This window comes from Methylomonas sp. 2BW1-5-20 (genome assembly GCF_052474515.1).
Map to the genome: position 1 here is coordinate 1,125,175 of NZ_CP184127.1, position 16,811 is coordinate 1,141,985.

General features: G+C 52.2%; 6 protein-coding genes. All 6 read left to right on the top strand.

What is annotated here, in order from left to right:
• Positions 1 to 222: 222 nt before the first annotated feature.
• The 6 genes from ACH50O_RS05150 (at position 223) to ACH50O_RS05175 (ending at position 16,688) form a co-directional block, all read left to right on the top strand.
• Positions 223 to 11,070, top strand: coding sequence for a filamentous haemagglutinin family protein (locus ACH50O_RS05150; protein ID WP_446810964.1), 10,848 nt, complete (start codon positions 223 to 225; stop codon positions 11,068 to 11,070).
• A 257-nt stretch (positions 11,071 to 11,327) separates the two neighbouring features.
• The gene (locus tag ACH50O_RS05155; protein WP_446810965.1) at positions 11,328 to 13,115 is read left to right on the top strand and encodes a DUF2341 domain-containing protein; all 1,788 of its coding nucleotides are present in this window, start codon (positions 11,328 to 11,330) and stop codon (positions 13,113 to 13,115) included.
• An 80-nt stretch (positions 13,116 to 13,195) separates the two neighbouring features.
• The gene (locus ACH50O_RS05160) at positions 13,196 to 13,600 is read left to right on the top strand and encodes an ExbD/TolR family protein (protein ID WP_446810966.1); all 405 of its coding nucleotides are present in this window, start codon (positions 13,196 to 13,198) and stop codon (positions 13,598 to 13,600) included.
• Positions 13,601 to 13,614: 14 nt separating this feature from the next.
• On the top strand, positions 13,615 to 14,280 hold the full coding sequence (locus ACH50O_RS05165) for a TonB C-terminal domain-containing protein (RefSeq protein WP_446810967.1): 666 nt from the start codon (positions 13,615 to 13,617) through the stop codon (positions 14,278 to 14,280).
• Between the two features lie 17 nt (positions 14,281 to 14,297).
• Complete coding sequence (locus ACH50O_RS05170; RefSeq protein ID WP_446810968.1) at positions 14,298 to 16,022, top strand: putative porin; 1,725 nt, start codon at positions 14,298 to 14,300, stop codon at positions 16,020 to 16,022.
• A gap of 15 nt (positions 16,023 to 16,037) precedes the next feature.
• Positions 16,038 to 16,688, top strand: a complete 651-nt coding sequence (locus ACH50O_RS05175; protein ID WP_446810969.1) for a hypothetical protein — start codon at positions 16,038 to 16,040, stop codon at positions 16,686 to 16,688.
• Positions 16,689 to 16,811 lie beyond the last annotated feature (123 nt).

Genomic DNA, 16,811 nt, shown 5'->3' on the forward strand with positions numbered 1-16,811 from the left:
TATGGTTTGTCAGTGACATATTGATTATATTTAGTGTGTCCCTGTGAGTTAAATATACCATTTTTCCTCCGTGTTAAATGTCGTTAGGTTAATAGTGAATACTAAATTACATGACTTAACAGCGTTATCCTGGGAAATGGGTTGATTAAATAGATTTTATTGTCGAATTGTGGCCGTGCCATAAGCCGGCCGTATAGAAACGCAAAAGGTATTGGTATGGTCATGCAAACCCGTAAAAAAAATAATAGCCAGAATTTGGAGCAGATATTTCGATTAAATCCTCTGGCATATTGGGTGCGGGCCGTTATGGCGGGCGGCGTGATTTTGGGGAATATTCAGCCGGTGCAAGCCGAACCTGCGCACCCGTTGCCGGTAGCTGCCGAGGCCTGGAGCAGCGCGGCCGATGCCACCATGCAAACGGTCGGCAATACCATGAACATTGATCAAAAGGCGCATGCCGGGGTGGTTTACAACTGGCAAAGCTTCGATGTTGGCGCCAACAATACGGTGAACTTTATTCAGCCATCGGAAACCGCAATTGCGGTCAATCAGATTGCGCCCAGCAATATTGCGCCCAGCCAGATTCTCGGTCAGATTAACGCTAATGGCCAGGTCTATCTGATCAATCCCAACGGTTTCGTGTTCGGTGCGAATTCGGTAGTCGATACTCACGGTTTGGTTGCCTCGACATTGAAGCCGAGTGATGACGTCATTAATTCCATTACCAGCAATAATGGAGGTGCCCTGGGTAAACAGGTCAATTTGACCGGTAAGGAGGCCTTCGCCTCGAATGGTCAGTTCTATCTGGCGAACGGACAGTTGGTGAAGAAGAACGCCGACGGCAGTTATACGGCTGACATTAACGGCAAGAAAGTACCGGTTGAAATTAAGATCATGCCGGGCGCGAAAATTACTTCGGAGAACGGCAGGGCGATCATGATGTTCGCTCCGGTGATCAGTAACGAAGGCGATATCAAGGTAAAAAGTCCTGACGCTACCAGCAGCGGACAAGTGATTTTGGCAGCCGCTACCGATAAGGTGTATTTGCAGGAAGCACCTTCAGCTGGCTATAACAGCGATGTCAGGGGCTTGTTGGTCGAAGTCAAAACCGGCGGTAAGGTGGAAAACCTGGGGTCGATTACCGCCAATCACGGCAATGTCACCCTGATGGGCTACGCCGTCAATCAGCAAGGCCGGATCTCGGCGAGTACTTCTATTAACGAGAACGGCACTATTCGGCTGTTGGCGCGGGAGGGCGGTAGTGCGATTTTGCCCACGCCGACGATACCGACCGGAACGCTTAATACCAGTACTACCAGCACCAAACGCGATGCGGATAATGGCGATGGCCTTGGCACTTCCGCCACTGTCACGCTGGGCGCCGCCAGCACCACGGAGATTCTTCCGGAGGTTCTGTATGTAGACGGCGTTGAAACGACTGCGCCAATCAGTCAGGGAAAAGTTCAGTCGCGTCTGGAAATCATGGGGCACGACGTGCGACTGGAAGGCGCGGGAGCAACGGGGAGCGGTGCGAAAATTGATTTGCCGGCCGGCAAGGTGGATGTTACCGCCACTTCGAATCCAGGGATCTGGGTTGATTATTTCACTTCGGGCGGCGCGGTTCCAAATCTTGATACCGACACCAATTCGGTATCGATCGGTTCTGGCGCCAGCATCAATGTGTCGGGGCTGGATGCCTATAAAACGATGGAAAGTAACGTCGTTTCGGTGAAGCTGCAGTCCAACGAATTGGCGGATGCACCTTTGCAAAAAAACGGAATATTGTTCGGCAAGACAGTTCAAATCGATCTGCGTACCGGTTCGCCGTTGGTAAATCTGAATGTTCTAAAGGCCTCCATCCCGCAAACGTTGGCGGAGCGGATGAGTAACGGCGGTAGTATCAATCTTAATTCCGAAGGCAGTGTCAGGGCGCAAAGTCAGAGTCAGTTGAATTTTTCCGGAGGCACGGTTCACTACAACTCAGGTTATATCAACACCTCCAAGCTGATGTCGAGCGGTCGCAGCTATGATATTGGCAGCGCGAATCCGTTGATGACTTTTGATAGCATATACGGACAAGTCAGCATAAACGATCCAAAATGGGCAGTCACCTCGACCTGGAATCTTAACGACGCCATTAATACCGGCAGATTCGAGCAGGCTTACGATCAGGGCGCCAATGCCGGCAGTTTGAGTGTTTTCGCCAGAAGCGCCGTGATGGATGCCACCCTACAAGCTCATGCCGTAAGCGGCACCTATCAGCGGGCAGTCAATCAGCGGGCGAACGGCGGCGCACTTTCGATTACCGGGCTGCTTGAGCAGAACATCTTGTTCGACAACTCGACGCAAATCGCCGTCAATACTCTGTTATTCGATCCGAACATGTTTATCCGTTCCGGCATCCAGAGCGCGACCCTCAAAACCAGTCAGAACATCAGTATAGCGGCCAATAACACGCTACAAGTAGCGTCATCCGGCAGCCTGACATTGCAAGGCACCTCGATTGATGTGCTGGGCAATATACGAGGCGCCGGCGCTACGGTTAGCTTACAAACCAATATTGGTGGCGACGGTCATGTGAACATTGGTTGCGCGGATGCTACATGCGCCGGCAAAATCGATCTCAGCGGTTTATGGATTAACGACAGCGTTAACCAGGGCTATCTGGCGAACAACTCCGTGCTGAGCATTGCCGGCGGGACATTCAAGGTTAACGCGCAGGGCGACGTCAATCTGAATACGAATAGCAGTATCGACGTCAGTGGCGGAGCCTGGTTACAGGCCAATCGCGCGATTAAGGCGGGTGATGCCGGGTCGATCAGTCTGGCGGCGGCGGCCAACGACAATACCAAGCCTTATTACGGTTCGAATCTGAATATCAACGGCGCGCTCATTGGCTACGGATTGAGCAAGGGTGGTTCGCTTTCCCTGGAGAGTAATGCGATTCGCATCGGTGGCTCAGCCGGTTCGTCACTGACCGGTTTACAGCCGTTGCAACTCGATAGCGGCTTTTTTGGACGCGGCGGGTTTGCCAATTACACGTTAACCTCGAATATTGGCGGGCTGGAACTGGCGGCGCAGACTTCAATCAGTTTGAGTCAGCTTAATCGCCAATTGAACACCGGGTATCTGGCTGTGGCAAGCGCGGACAATATCGCGGCGATTTCCACTATTGCCAGATTACCGGTAGAACAGCGGCAACCTAGTTCGTTGACATTGAACGCCTTTCACACGGTGGGTTTCATCGATAATAATCCGGCGGGATTGCGGGTTGGCACCGGCAGCAACATTCTGGCGGATAATTTAAGCACGGTGAACTTGAATTCCGACACGGCGATTGATTTTAACGGTGGGATCACGGCTCATGGTGGCAGCGTGGCCATGCAAATCGTCAAACCGGTGTCCGCCGACAATGATCTTTCTTATGTATCGAATCAGGGTATTTGGCTGGGACACCAGGCGGCTATCGATGTTTCGGGCACCAGCGTGGTTCAACAAGACAGCCTTGGCCATCGTGTGGGCAGCGTTTACGATGGCGGCAGTGTCTCACTGATTGCTCAGCGCGGTTTTATCGCCGCGCAGAGCGGTTCTGTGATCGACGCATCCGGTACTCAGGCCATGTTGGATCTGCCTCAACAAACAGCAAACGGCCTGAATTATCGCGCGCAAACCGTTGGTTCCAATGGCGGCGCGATCACGTTGCAAGCGGCTGAAGGGTTGTTTTTCGAGGGCGTGTTACGGTCCACAGCCGGCAATGCTGGACACACCGCGGGTGGTAGCTTGATATTTTCGCTGGATGGCAACCAGCGTATCAGCGATATTTCTCAAATTGCCAACACTAACTTCCCGATCACCGACCGTATAGTCAAAGTATCCGAGAATGATGTCTCGATATTCACCGGCAATTTTGCTAATCCTGGCGATAGCCTTGCCAGTGAAATGGATGGCGTGGCCTATATTTCGGCGAGCAAAATTCAGGCTGGCAGTTTTTCATCCGTAAAACTGCACGCCGATAATGAAATTCGCTTTCAGGACAATGTCGATCTGAAAGTGAACAATAGCCTGCAACTCGATGCCCCCAAATTTGGCTGGGAACGAAATAACGGTGTCGGAACCGATGTCAAACTCCAGGCCAATTCCGCTATTATCGGTTTCGATTCGACTAGTTTGAAAGTGGTGCCGCCAGTTCCGGAGAATCCGGCGTCGGGTAATGGGCGGTTGGCGGTCCAGGCAAATCTGATTGAACTGCAAGGCCGGTCGGTCGCCAGTGGATTTAGTTCTGTCAGCCTTGAGGCTGCTCAGGATATCCAATTACTGGGTCGCCATGTCGTGGCCGACACGAATTCGGAAAGGGTCTATAGCGGCGGATTTACTACTTATTCGCAGTTAGCGCTGACCGCTGATCGAATTTATCCGGACACACTCAGCCGGTTTACGCTGCAAGTTTTGGGTGACAGCAACGGTGCCATCACTTTCAATAGTCATGCTGCCGGCGCCAGCGGTCCACTGCTCTCGGCGGGGGGGAGTCTCTCCGTCAATGCGCCAAACATCCAGCAAAATGGTCGGTTGCTGGCCCCCTTGGGTACTATCAATCTATTTGCCGATAGAGATATCACGTTCGGCGCCAACAGTTTGACGTCCGTATCGGCCGGCGGCGCGATCATTCCATTCGGCACGACATCTGCCGGTACTTGGTTATATCCGTTTGAAGCCGGAAACCTGATTATTCAGGGCGCTCAAAAGAGCGTCTCCGTTCAAGCGCAAACCGTTCATAAAGGGGATGGTGCGGTCATCGATCTTTCCGGTGGCGGCGATATCATGGCTTATGAATTCGTACCGGGCAACGGCGGCACCAAGGATGTACTGGCAAGCGGCAATGGCATTGGCGGACTAACTTCTTACGCGATATTGCCGGGATTGACCGGCTTTGCACCCTACGACCCTTTCCTGTCATCCGTTTCGGGGCTGAGTCTTGGTCAGCGTATCCATCTGGATAGCAGCGTTCTATTGGCGGATGGCAGTGCCTTGGCCGCGGGCGACTATACGCTGCTGCCGGCGCATTACGCCTTGTTGAGTGGTGCGTACTTGATTACCCCGCAGGCATTTAAAGGCGTTGTTCCCAGCGATTATTCCAGCAGCCGTATCGATGGTGCGCAGGTGGTCAGTGGCTACTACGGCACCGCCGGCACCGATTTGCAATCGCAAAGCCGCACTGCGTTTGTCGTCGAAGCGGGTAGCGCAGCCAATACACGGTCGCAATACAGCATTAGCCATGGTAACGATTTTTTAGTGGCCCAAGCCGCGTTAAATAAAGTGGCAACGCCGGTGCTGGCCCAGGATGCCGGACAATTGGCTTTCAACGTGGGTAGTTATTTGGATTTGCCGACTTTGCGTACGTCCGGGGTCGTCGGCGCGCAAGTCGATATCAGCGCCAACGAAATTAGCGTTGTCAACGCCAAGACCGGAGCCAACGGTGTTGTGGAGTTATTGGCCTCCGATATTGAAAACAATCGGATAGCCAGTTTATTTTTGGGGGGCGCGCGTAGTAAGGACGTCACAACCGGTGTTACCCAATTGACTGTCAACGCCCGCCGGGTAACTGTTGGCGATGGCGTCAGTTCGGTCAAATTACAGGCTTCCGAAGTGCTACTTGGTGCTACCGAGGAGGTGCGAGTGACAGACCACGCCGTAGTCTCGGCTCGGGGTTTAGGCTCGGGTATCGTGGCAACCACGCTCAGCGTGGATGGCGATAATGCCATGTTGCGTGTGGCGCTGGGAGGTCAGGATGTATTGCGGCGAAGCAATGCTCCGAGCTCCGGTACCGGTAACTTGTCGATTGACTCCGGGGCGCTATTATCGGTCGGTACCGGAATCAATGATTGCACGGGTAACTGTTCAATATTGATGGATGCTACCGGTAACACCACGCTGGCGGGCAGTTTTGCCTATGGCAACGCCGGTGGTTCGCTCAGCATCGGCGCGAACGCGGTAAATCTCGGCGAAACCGAAAATGCCGGCGCTCTTTACGGCGTGTCACTGTCTAACAGCCAACTCGGCAGCTTGAATAATCTATCGCAACTGACCTTGAACAGTCGCGGCATGATCAATATCTATGGCGACCTCAGACCTGTCGTGTTAGACGCGAAGGGTAATACCGTATTGGAAAAATTCGGTAATTTGCTACTGGATAGCGCGGGTCTAGCCGGCTACAACAATGAAGGCAAAACCGCGCTGATCAACGCCGGCACTTTGACCTTAAAAAATAGTGCCGCGACAGGTACGAGCGTCCTTGGCGGCGGTAATTTGTTGATCACAGCAGACAACCTGATTCTTGCCGGCGGTAATTATTCATTGTCCGGTTTTGCCGCCAACGGTTCGGCGCCGGCAGTGCAAATCAATGTCCGCGACTCCATCACCGGCCGCGGCAATGGTCGCTTGAATCTCGAGGCCGATAGCGAGATATATAGCGGCTCGATAACCGGCATTTCCGGAGCATCAACTACTATAAACGCTGCCGGTTACAATCTGGTGCTAGGCAAAACCCTCGGTGGCGAAATGGCTTCGGCCGGTGTTGGAGCCAAACTGAACGTCGCCGCAGATACGCTTTTGGTTGATACCGCCCTGAGTTATCGTGCCGGTTCGGTCAATTTGACCGCTCTGCAAGGTGGTAGCCTTACCGAAGGGGTATATTCGTTGAATCTTGGCGAGCATGCCGTGGTCGATGTCTCGGCCGTCAGTTTGGCGGCGGGATTGAATGCGCCGGTTAAACTGGCTGGCGGCGATATCACGCTGTCGTCGCAGCAGCAAAACATTAAAACAGAAGCCGGCAGTCGCTTGTTGCTTGGTTCAAATTTGTCCGGGATTGCCGCGGGCAGTCTGAATATCAATGCGGCTAGTGGCTTGGCAACCCTTGTGGGTACGGTCAGTGCTGCCGGTACCGATGTCGCGCATGGCGGTCGATTGAACATGGATGTCCTGGCGTTGGATAACTCGCTGAATCCCAATGGTTTTAGCGAGTTGAACAGCCTGATGAGTAGCGCCGGTCTGAGCGGACAAATTGGGCTGCGGCTGCGTCAAGGCGATATTCTTATCGATAACGATCAAATAGTAACCGCTAAAAACATCAACATTTCGGCGGATTCAGGTTCGATCACTGTCAACGGCGTTTTGGATGCAAGCGGTGCTAGCGGCGGTTCGATTGTTTTGTCCGCGCCCACGGCAGTCTATCTAAACACCGGCTCCAAATTATTGGCCAATGCCACCGAGGCCGCTGGCGATGGTGGGTCGGTGTTGTTGGATACGGCACATCAAACCGCGGAGGATACCGGCAATGCCGGCTCCTCCGTGCCGAAAGTATTCGGTGTCGAATCTACGCCGGGGATTCGGATAGCATCAGGAGCGATGATCGACGTCTCCGCGCAGGGCGGCAAAAATGGCGATGTGAGGTTGCGCGCCGACCGTATGTTGCTTAACAACAAGAACGACGTCAACGTGACTAGTGCAGGAACGATAGTCGGCGCGACGCCGGTTATCGAAGCCGTTGAATACTATAGTTTGACCAATGTCTCCGCCAGCAATATCAGCAATATCAAGACGGACACCAACAGCTATATGACCGCATTGTCCAATAATGCCGATCTGGCGGGACGAATCAATGGTGCTTATACCGTTACGCCGGGCATCGAGGTCTATAGTGCCGGCGATTTGGTTGTTAACGGTCTTTGGGATTTAGCCGGTTGGCGCTATGGGGCTAACCAAAACACGCCAGGCGTCTTGAATTTACGGGCTGCCGGCAATCTGACCGTTAACCAGTCCATTACCGATGGATTCAAAATCAGCTCGAACAATTTGGACGGCAGCGCGATTTATTCTGGGGCAAAACGCACCGTGGATATGATTCAAAGCGGCGATTCTTGGACTTACAATCTGATTGCCGGCGCAGATTTAAGCGCCGCCAATCGCTTGGCTATCGATCCCGGTACTCAAGCGCAGGCCGAGAAAGGGGATTTAACTCTGGCGGCAAATACCGCTATTCGTACCGGTACCGGCGATATTACGGTTAAAGTGGCCCGGGATCTGAAATACCTGAGCGATACCTCGGTTATTTATACGGCCGGCAAGACGGACGCTGTCGATCCATACGGCTTCAGCAAGGCCTTTGCCGCGCTTTATTTCCCGGCGCAATACACAAGCGGTGGCGGCGACGTCAACGTTGAAGCGGGTCGCGACATCAGCGGTGTGGCTTCGACTCAATTAATCAGCGAGTGGCTGGTGCGTATCGGTAACTGGACCGGCGCTAACACGATGCCAACAGCCTGGGGGCTGCAACTTAGCAACTTGTCTTCCGCCAGCCAAAGTCCGTTTACGGCCGCCAATACGTTTTATAGAGAGAGCTTGGGCGCTCTGGGTGGCGGTAATGTCTCGGTAAAAGCCGGAGGCAACATTTCCGATCTATCCGTGGCGATACCTACCACCGGTAAGCAAATCGGCGAGAACACACCCGCGGTACATACCAGTAATGTTTCTCCGTCTTTAGTCAATAACAAATACACCGACAACCGGATTTTGGTGCAAGGCGGCGGCGACTTGAACCTATCGGCCGGTGGCGATATTAAGGGTGGGGTATTTTATGTGGACGGTACTAGCAAGGGCGTAACGAACGGCCGGGCCTACATTTATGCCGGCGGTTCGGTATCGGCCGGCAGCAACACCCTCAATCCGATTTTGGCCGTGGGTGACTCGCAAATAACGGTTACGGCCGTAAACGATTTGGCGATAGAGACGGTTTTGAATCCGATGATAGTACCGCAATTGAAATCGGCAAATGGCTCACAAAACCGTACCGGCCTCGGCAATACCGTATTTTTTGAATACAGTGCCGCCAGCGCCGTCGGTTTAAACTCATTGGCCGGCGACATTACCTTGTCCAATGACGCAACTGGAATTGCCGCGAATATGACCAGGGTGCCTCAGGATCAAGCGACCCTCAGCAACTATCTGGCAGCCTTGACGGTATATCCGGCGTCGTTGACAGTCAACGCTTTGGGCGGCGATTTGAATATTCGTAACAGTTTGACCTTATTTCCCAGCCCAAACGGTAATTTACAACTATACGCAGACAAAAGTATTCTGTTGAACACCGCGGACAATCAAAATGCGGTGAGCGTGATTTTGTCAGACGCAGATCCCGCTTATTTGCCGTCCGTGGCACGGCCGGCAGCGGGTAATGGCACTACAGCCTATCCTTATGGCGATGCGCTGCAACGGCTCGATCCAAACTCCAAGACCGCCTATGCGGTCAATCCGTTACATAAAGGCGACGGTACACCCGTGTTGATTAGCACCGGTAGCGGCGATATTCGAGCCAATAATAGTACTCAAACTGAAGCGTTTTATCTTGCCAAACAGGCACGCGTTCAGGCTGGAAACGATATCCGCAACGTCAGTTTTTACATACAGCATGATGATGAGCTTTCTAATTCCTTGATCTCGTCCGGGCGGGACATCACTTTTGATATTCAACGCGATGCGTTGGGGGCTCCGATTGGCTCAAGTGGTGAAAATATTCAGGTCAGCGGTCCCGGTCAATTAACCGTGGTCAGTGCCCGTAATATCGATTTGGGGGCTTCCAACGGCATTCGCTCGGTCGGTAACCTTGGGGTTAATACCCATTTGCCGCTGGGTGGGGCGTCATTGAACGTTATTGCCGGTTTGGCGGGTAAACAACTGAATGTTACCGGCTTTGCCAATAACTTCTTTAGTCTTGCAGCCAATTCGGCGTTGTTCAGCAGTTATAAATCGCGTTTGCTGCAATTGATGATCGATGATAGTGGCGATAGCAGCTTGACCTACGAACAGGCTTTGAGCCGATTTGAGCAACTCGTCGATAGTAAAAAGGCATCCTATGAAATGTTATTGTTTCCATTTGTTGAGAAAGCTTACGTAAATGAATTGCAGGCCTTAGCTCAGGAGAGAGCCGCGGCGGTGTTAACAACCGATAAGGACAGACTGGAGTTTGCAATGCTGGCGACCGTGGAAAATCTGTTTCCAGGGACGACCTTACTGAGCGGCAACCCAAACTATACCTATGACGCCAGCAGGGGATGGACGGTGGATTCATCGACTAGCTACGGTGAAATCATTCGAGGCATGGATATTAGGCTGCTTGAGGCAATTAAAGGGCTGTATGGAAACACGGTGACCTTGGATGTGGGTAATAGCGTCCAAATAGATCAGGCCATCTCGAAAATCGAAGGTTCGGCGGATTCGGGATATGGCAAGTCCGTGCTGATGGATATTTTTTCAGCCCGGCCGGATATTAAAGACGCGGTAAGGCCGTCGGACGGTAAACTGGCTTTGTTTTTCAGCACGATTCAAACCATGGACGGCGGTGACTTAAATATCTATACACCCAACGGCGGCATAGACGCCGGTTTGGCGGCGTCCTCGCTTGGTTTCAGCAAAAGCGCAGCCGAGCTCGGTATCATGGTGCAACAGCAAGGCGATCTGACTGCAATCTTGCGCGACGATTTTGCGGTCAATCTGACACGCGTCATGACCTCAGGCGGTGGCTCGGTTGTGGTCGGCTCAACCGAAGGCAGCATTGATGCAGGACGCGGCACGGCCGGCGCCAGCGCGATTACTGCGAGCGTCAGCTACGATCCAAACAGTAATCCGCTGATCACATTCCCACCCGATGTCAGTACCAGCGGTATTCGTTCAGCAAGTCCGAGCGGCAGTAAGGTTAAGCCTGGGCCCATCGTATTGTTCGCGCCGCGCGGCGTCATTGATGCCGGCGAAGCCGGTATTGCCGGGGGTAATCTCTTTCTCGACGCTTCATCCTTTAAAAACGTCGCGAATATCTCGACAACCGGCGTATCGGTAGGAGCGCCATCGTCGGCGCCAGCCAGCGTATCGGTCGGATTGGTCGGGGCAAGCAGCATTACAGCAAGCGTAACCAAGGCAATCGAGAGTGCCAGCGACGTTGGCAAGGATGTTTCTGAAAGCAGAGTTAAAGCCTCGTCGGCTTTGGGTATACTCAATGTTGAAGTTCTAGGATTTGGCGATTAACTAAATTGGAATCGTAATTAGCTCTTTATAACCACCGGTATTAATTGGCGACTGTTCAAGAAAAAACCGTGAAATAGATAGTGGCCGATTTTCTGTCGGCCCGATCATTTCGTGCGCTTCATGCTGAAATATTCTTTCGAATTTTAGAAAGATCTTTTAGCAAAAATAGTATTTTTAGCTCCTAAAGTTGAGTCGCGTAACAAAGCTGTAAAGAAGGCTCGCCATAATATCCCTCATACAATTGGTTTGAGGTAAGCATGAATCGCTTTGTTTTGTCAGTATTATTTTTTTTGCTGTTTTCCTCCCATGCGCAAGCCTGGTGGAACGACGATTGGGGCTATAGAAAGAAAATAACCATCGATGCCCAACAATTGCAACAGGCCGGGGTTAAGCCGGTAGCGGAAGGCTTGGTGCTGGTGCGTTTGCACACCGGTAATTTCAGTTTTTTTGCCGATCTCGGCGAAAACGGCAAGGATTTGCGCTTCATGGCCGGCGATGACAAAACGCCGCTGAAGTTTTATATCGAGAAAATCGATCCGATCAACGAAATGGCCTTGATTTGGGTGAAATTACCCAAGGATATAGCCACGGCCGAAGTGCCTATGTTTTGGATGTACTACGGTAATCCGAAGGCGGTAGACGGCCAGGAGTCCGCTGGTGTTTTCGATGTATCCCAAGCCGTTGCCTATCATTTCGAGGCTGGCCCGGTTAAGGATGCCACTGCATACAACAATCAACCGGCAACGGCTACGCAGACGGTAGTCGAAGGCGGCGCGGCCGGCGAGGCTGGAGGCTTCGACGGTAGCCAGTCGATCAAAATCGCCGCCACCCCTGGGATACAAATGGCCGTCGAGTTCGGCTGGACTGTGTCGGGTTGGGTGAAAATTGACCAGGCACAAACGGACGGCGTCATCTTTCAGCGTGATGGCCTGATTTTATCTGTTAGAGGACAAACCCCGGTTTTAGAGCTAAACCGCAAGGAATTGGTCAGCCCGGTCGATCTGAATTTGGCGACTTGGCAGCATCTGGCGGTTGCCGGAAATAAGGACGGTTTTACCTTGTATGTCGATGGCAAGCCTGCCGGTCTTTTGCCGGCCAGCGTCCCGGCATTGCTGGGTGATATCAGCATCGGCGCGGCGGTGGACGGTTCACGGGGTTTTGTCGGTGCGATCGACGAATTCGGCATTGCCAAAGTCGCCCGCGATCAGAACTACCTGCAGTTTGCGGCGATGATGCAAGGCCAATCCTCGGCTCTGCTGAACTACGGTGAAGACAGCACGCCGGACAGCGAGGAAGGCGGTGAATCCTATTTGATGTCTACGCTCGATAACGTGACGATTGACGGTTGGGTGATCATCGGCATTTTGGGGGTGATGTTTGTTATCAGTACGCTGGTAATTGTCAGTAAAGCGATTGTTTTGGGGCGCACCCGCAGCGAAAACCGCAAATTTGAAGCAGCGTTCAGCCAGTTAGGCACTAAAAACATCACCAACCTGGATCGCCAGGACGAAGAGGACGAGACGGATTTCGACGAGTCACCGTTATTGTTGTCCTTGACCGGCAATCACGCGGCGTTTGCCGGTTCTTCCATCTATCGCATTTACCATGTCGGTGTGCAGGAAATGAATAAGCGCTTGGCCAAAGCCGTGGGTGCCGAATCGGCCGAGCAGATATTGTCGGCGCAGGGCTTGAATGCGGTTAAAGCCTCGATGGATGGCGTGCTGGTGCGGGAGTTGCAAAAACTTAACTCACAAATGGTGTTGCTGACTATCGCTATTTCCGGCGGTCCGTTCTTGGGCTTGTTGGGAACGGTGGTCGGGGTAATGATTACGTTCGCGGCTATTGCCGCCAGCGGTGAAGTTAACGTTAACGCCATCGCACCGGGTATCGCCGCGGCGTTGGCGGCAACCGTTGCCGGCCTAGGGGTGGCGATCCCGGCTCTGTTTGCATACAACTATCTGGGTAGTCAAATCAAAATGATCACTGCCGATATGCATGTATTTGTCGATGAATTCGTTGCCAAATTAGCCGAGCAGCATAGCTGATTAATCACCAAACGCTTAGCGGGTCGAGCGCGGCATTAGCAGCGCCGATATAAACCTAGCCGGACCGATCGAGTACAAACATGAAAGTTCAAGAAGAAAACGCCGCCTACGACGAAATCAACGTTACGCCCATGTTGGATTTGGCGTATGTCTTGTTGGTGGTATTTATTTTGATGACAACCGCCGCCGTGCAGGGCGTGCAAGTCAATCTGCCCAAGGCCAGCAATACGCCGAGTTTGGCGAAGCCGCAAACCAAGGCGATTACCGTCACCGCCGACGGCACACTGTTTCTCGATACCTTTCCGGTGACCATGGAGCAACTCGAATCGACCTTGATGCAGTACAAGGCAGCTAATCCTGAGTTACCTGTCGTCGTAAAAGGCGATGCCACGGTGCAGTATCAAAGCGTGGTGGATATTTTGGCTTTGCTGGGCAAGCTGGAAATCACCCAGGTGGGTTTGGTGACGCAAAGTCTTGTCAAATAGCGCATTGCACAGCCATGTCCAAGAGCAAACACTTAAGGGTGTACATCCCTAGAATTATCGGCGGATTGCTGGCCGCGCTAGCCATTTTTTACGTTGTGAAAGTGATTGTGGAGTTTGTCGACAAAAAGCCGGCGAAAAATGAGAAAAAGATCCAGCCCGTCACTTTATTGAAACCGCCGCCGCCACCACCTCCGCCGCCGCCTAAAGTGGAAAAGCCGCCAGAACCTGAAATCAAGGAAAAGATAGAGCAGCCGGAACCCGAGCCGGAACCGATTCCCGATACACCGCCAGACGAAGCGCCGCCCCGCGATCTCGGTTTGGATGCCGAAGGAACCGCCGGGTCGGACGGTTTCGGTTTGGCGGCCCGCAAGGGAGGTACCGGTTTGTTTGGCGGTGGCAACGGTAATCCGTTTGCATGGTATGGCGGCTTGGTTAAAAACGGCATTCTGAATGTTTTGAGTAGTCATGACGAACTGCGCCGCAAGGGTTACACCGCCATCGTCAAGGTTTGGCTCAAGGCCGACGGTGCGGTGGAGCGGATCGAGTTGACCAAGGGCAGTAACGATGCCGACATCGATGAGCTTTTAAGCCGCTTGCTGAACAAGTTTGACAGAGTGGCCGAAGCGCCGCCGCCCGGTATGCAGCAGCCTATCAAGTTAAAGATTTCATCACGTATTTAATATCCACAGGTAGAACAATGGCGAACAAAAAACAGCTGATGGCGCTTGCGCTATCAGGGCTGATCGGTACCGTGCAGGCCGGAGAAAAGGAAGAGTTACTGAAACTGCGCAACACCACCACGAATTTGATCAAGCAATTGGTTAAACAGGGTGTGATTACCGATAAAGCGGCAAACGAGATGATCAAGCAGGCCGAGGTGGAAGCCGGTCAGCAAGTTGCGGAAGCCAAAGCTGCCGGCGCCAATGAAGCAGTGCCCGCCGACGAAGTGCGAGTGGCTTACGTGCCGGACTTTGTGAAGGATGAGATTCGCCAACAAGTACGCAGCGAGCTGCGCGAGGAAGTGGTGGGAGACGTCATGCAGAAAGCCAAGAACGAGCAATGGGGCTTGCCGAATGCATTGCCGGAATGGACGAAACGCTTCAAACTGTCAGGCGATATCCGTTTGCGTGAGCAGTCCAGTCTGATGGCTAGCGACAATATCGACAATTTGCTTACGCCTTATTATTTAAATTATCAGGCAATCAATAATGCTAACAATGCATCGGGAGCGCCCACCCGAACTAATTTAGGCCAGAATGCCAGTTTAAATACTAAAAAAGATCAAAATCTGGCGCGCGAACGCTTCAGGCTAGGCATCGACGCGGCGGTTACCGATGGGGTGGATGCCGGAATCCGCCTATCTTCGGGCAACACCCCTAATCCTATTTCAACTAATCAGACCCTTGGTAATACTGGCGCTAGATACGAGTTTACAATCGATCGGGCGTTCCTTCGTTATAACGCCGTGGATGATCATAAATATAATTGGCTAACATTAATGGGCGGGCGCACGCCAAATCCATTCTTTACCGCGGGCAGCGAATTGGTATGGGATGAGGATTTGTCGTTTGAAGGTTTGGCGGGTAGTGTACGCCAGCGTCTGGCGTTTTCGGAGTTATCGGACGATATTGGAGGGAAAGGACCGGAAGTATTTGCTACCGCCGGTATTTTCCCTTTACAGGCGCAAAATCCTCTTACTGGTCTTACCTCGCTGCAGAAATGGCTGTTTGGTGGTCAAGCTGGTCTGGATTGGGGATTTGATAATCAAGATTCCCTAAAGCTTGCGGCTGCTTATTACGATTATCAGAATGTCCGGGCTAAAGTAAATAAAAACGCCGCAACGTATTGCAGCGACTCAAATATTGCCGATTTGATTCAATCCGCGCCGCAATTTACACAGGGTGGTAATAGCATGGTAGGTATTTGTACCGAAGGTACGGCACTCAATCCGGGGATATATTCAGGATTATACGGCCTAGCGTCCGACTACAAAATCCTGAATATCAATGCTCAATACGATATGACTTTTTTTTCGCCATTACACCTAAAGTTAAGTGCCGACTACGCCAAGAATATTGGATTCAGTCGCAACCGAATATTGGCTAATACGGGTTTGGATATTACTAAACAAAATACCGCATGGCAGTTTAAAGTTGATTTGGGTTGGTCAAAAATTGAAACTGCCGGCAATTGGAATGTATTTGCGGCCTATAAATACTTGGAGCGTGATGCCGTATTGGATGCATTTACCGATTCCGATTTTCATCTTGGCGGCACCAATGTTAAAGGCTGGTGGTTGGGGGCCAACTATGGTTTGATGAAGAACGTCTGGCTGACCGGGCGCTGGTTGAGCGGTGACGTCATTAAAGGTCCGCCTTTCGGTGTCGATGTACTGCAAGTCGATATCAATACCCGATTCTAATGTGGACAGATTGTAATGAATAGAATTATCAAGTCGTTGGTTGTATCTGTATTGCTGTCAGTGGGGGGAGGGGCAACAACTATACAAGCCGCTCCTCGCGAAGCCGGTAAAAACGACGCCGCCGTTTTAAAGCTGCAATCAATGGTCAAGAGCTTGACCGCCGAGCGCGACGCCGCCAAAGCCGAATCGACTAAGTTGGCCGAAGATCTAAAGCAGTTCGAGCAGCTGAAAAAAGATCATTCGGCCGCCGTTGCCGCCAAGGAGCAAATCAGCGGAGAACTGTCGGCGCAGAAAAATTCGAATGGTGAAGTGCGGGACCGTCTGGAAAAAACTAACGCCAGATTACTGGAAGTCATCGAAAAGCATAAGGAAGTCAGCCAGGCCAAGGCCGATTTAAACGCGCAATTGGCGGCATTAAGCAGCAAGCAGAAAGAAACCGAACAACAGTTGGGCATATGCGGCGAGCACAACGCCAAGTTGGTGGAGTCGGCTAAAGAATTGCTGGATCGCTATAAAAACAAAGGATCGGTCGCCTCGTTATTGCAAGACGAACCCTTGTTACAATTTCAGAGCGTGGAAATGGAAGATATCGTCCAACGCTATTCGGATCGAATAGCTGACGGCAGCTATAAGTCTTCCCAGGCCGAACGTCCCTCGGCAAATTGATACCTATGAGTAGGGGATTGGCTTTAGGCATCGCGGAAACAACGGTATTTTGTAGCCAGTCCTTAAGCGAGGTGACGGCTACAAAAAAGCCGGTGTTACCCGGCTTTATATGGCGTGGTAAGC

What these genes read in the sequence shown, in the direction of transcription:
- ACH50O_RS05150 (WP_446810964.1), top strand. Translation starts at nt 223, where the DNA reads ATGCAAACCCGTAAAAAAAATAATAGCCAGAATTTGGAGCAGATATTT.
- ACH50O_RS05155 (WP_446810965.1), top strand. Translation starts at nt 11,328, where the DNA reads ATGAATCGCTTTGTTTTGTCAGTATTATTTTTTTTGCTGTTTTCCTCC.
- ACH50O_RS05160 (WP_446810966.1), top strand. Translation starts at nt 13,196, where the DNA reads ATGAAAGTTCAAGAAGAAAACGCCGCCTACGACGAAATCAACGTTACG.
- ACH50O_RS05165 (WP_446810967.1), top strand. Translation starts at nt 13,615, where the DNA reads ATGTCCAAGAGCAAACACTTAAGGGTGTACATCCCTAGAATTATCGGC.
- ACH50O_RS05170 (WP_446810968.1), top strand. Translation starts at nt 14,298, where the DNA reads ATGGCGAACAAAAAACAGCTGATGGCGCTTGCGCTATCAGGGCTGATC.
- ACH50O_RS05175 (WP_446810969.1), top strand. Translation starts at nt 16,038, where the DNA reads ATGAATAGAATTATCAAGTCGTTGGTTGTATCTGTATTGCTGTCAGTG.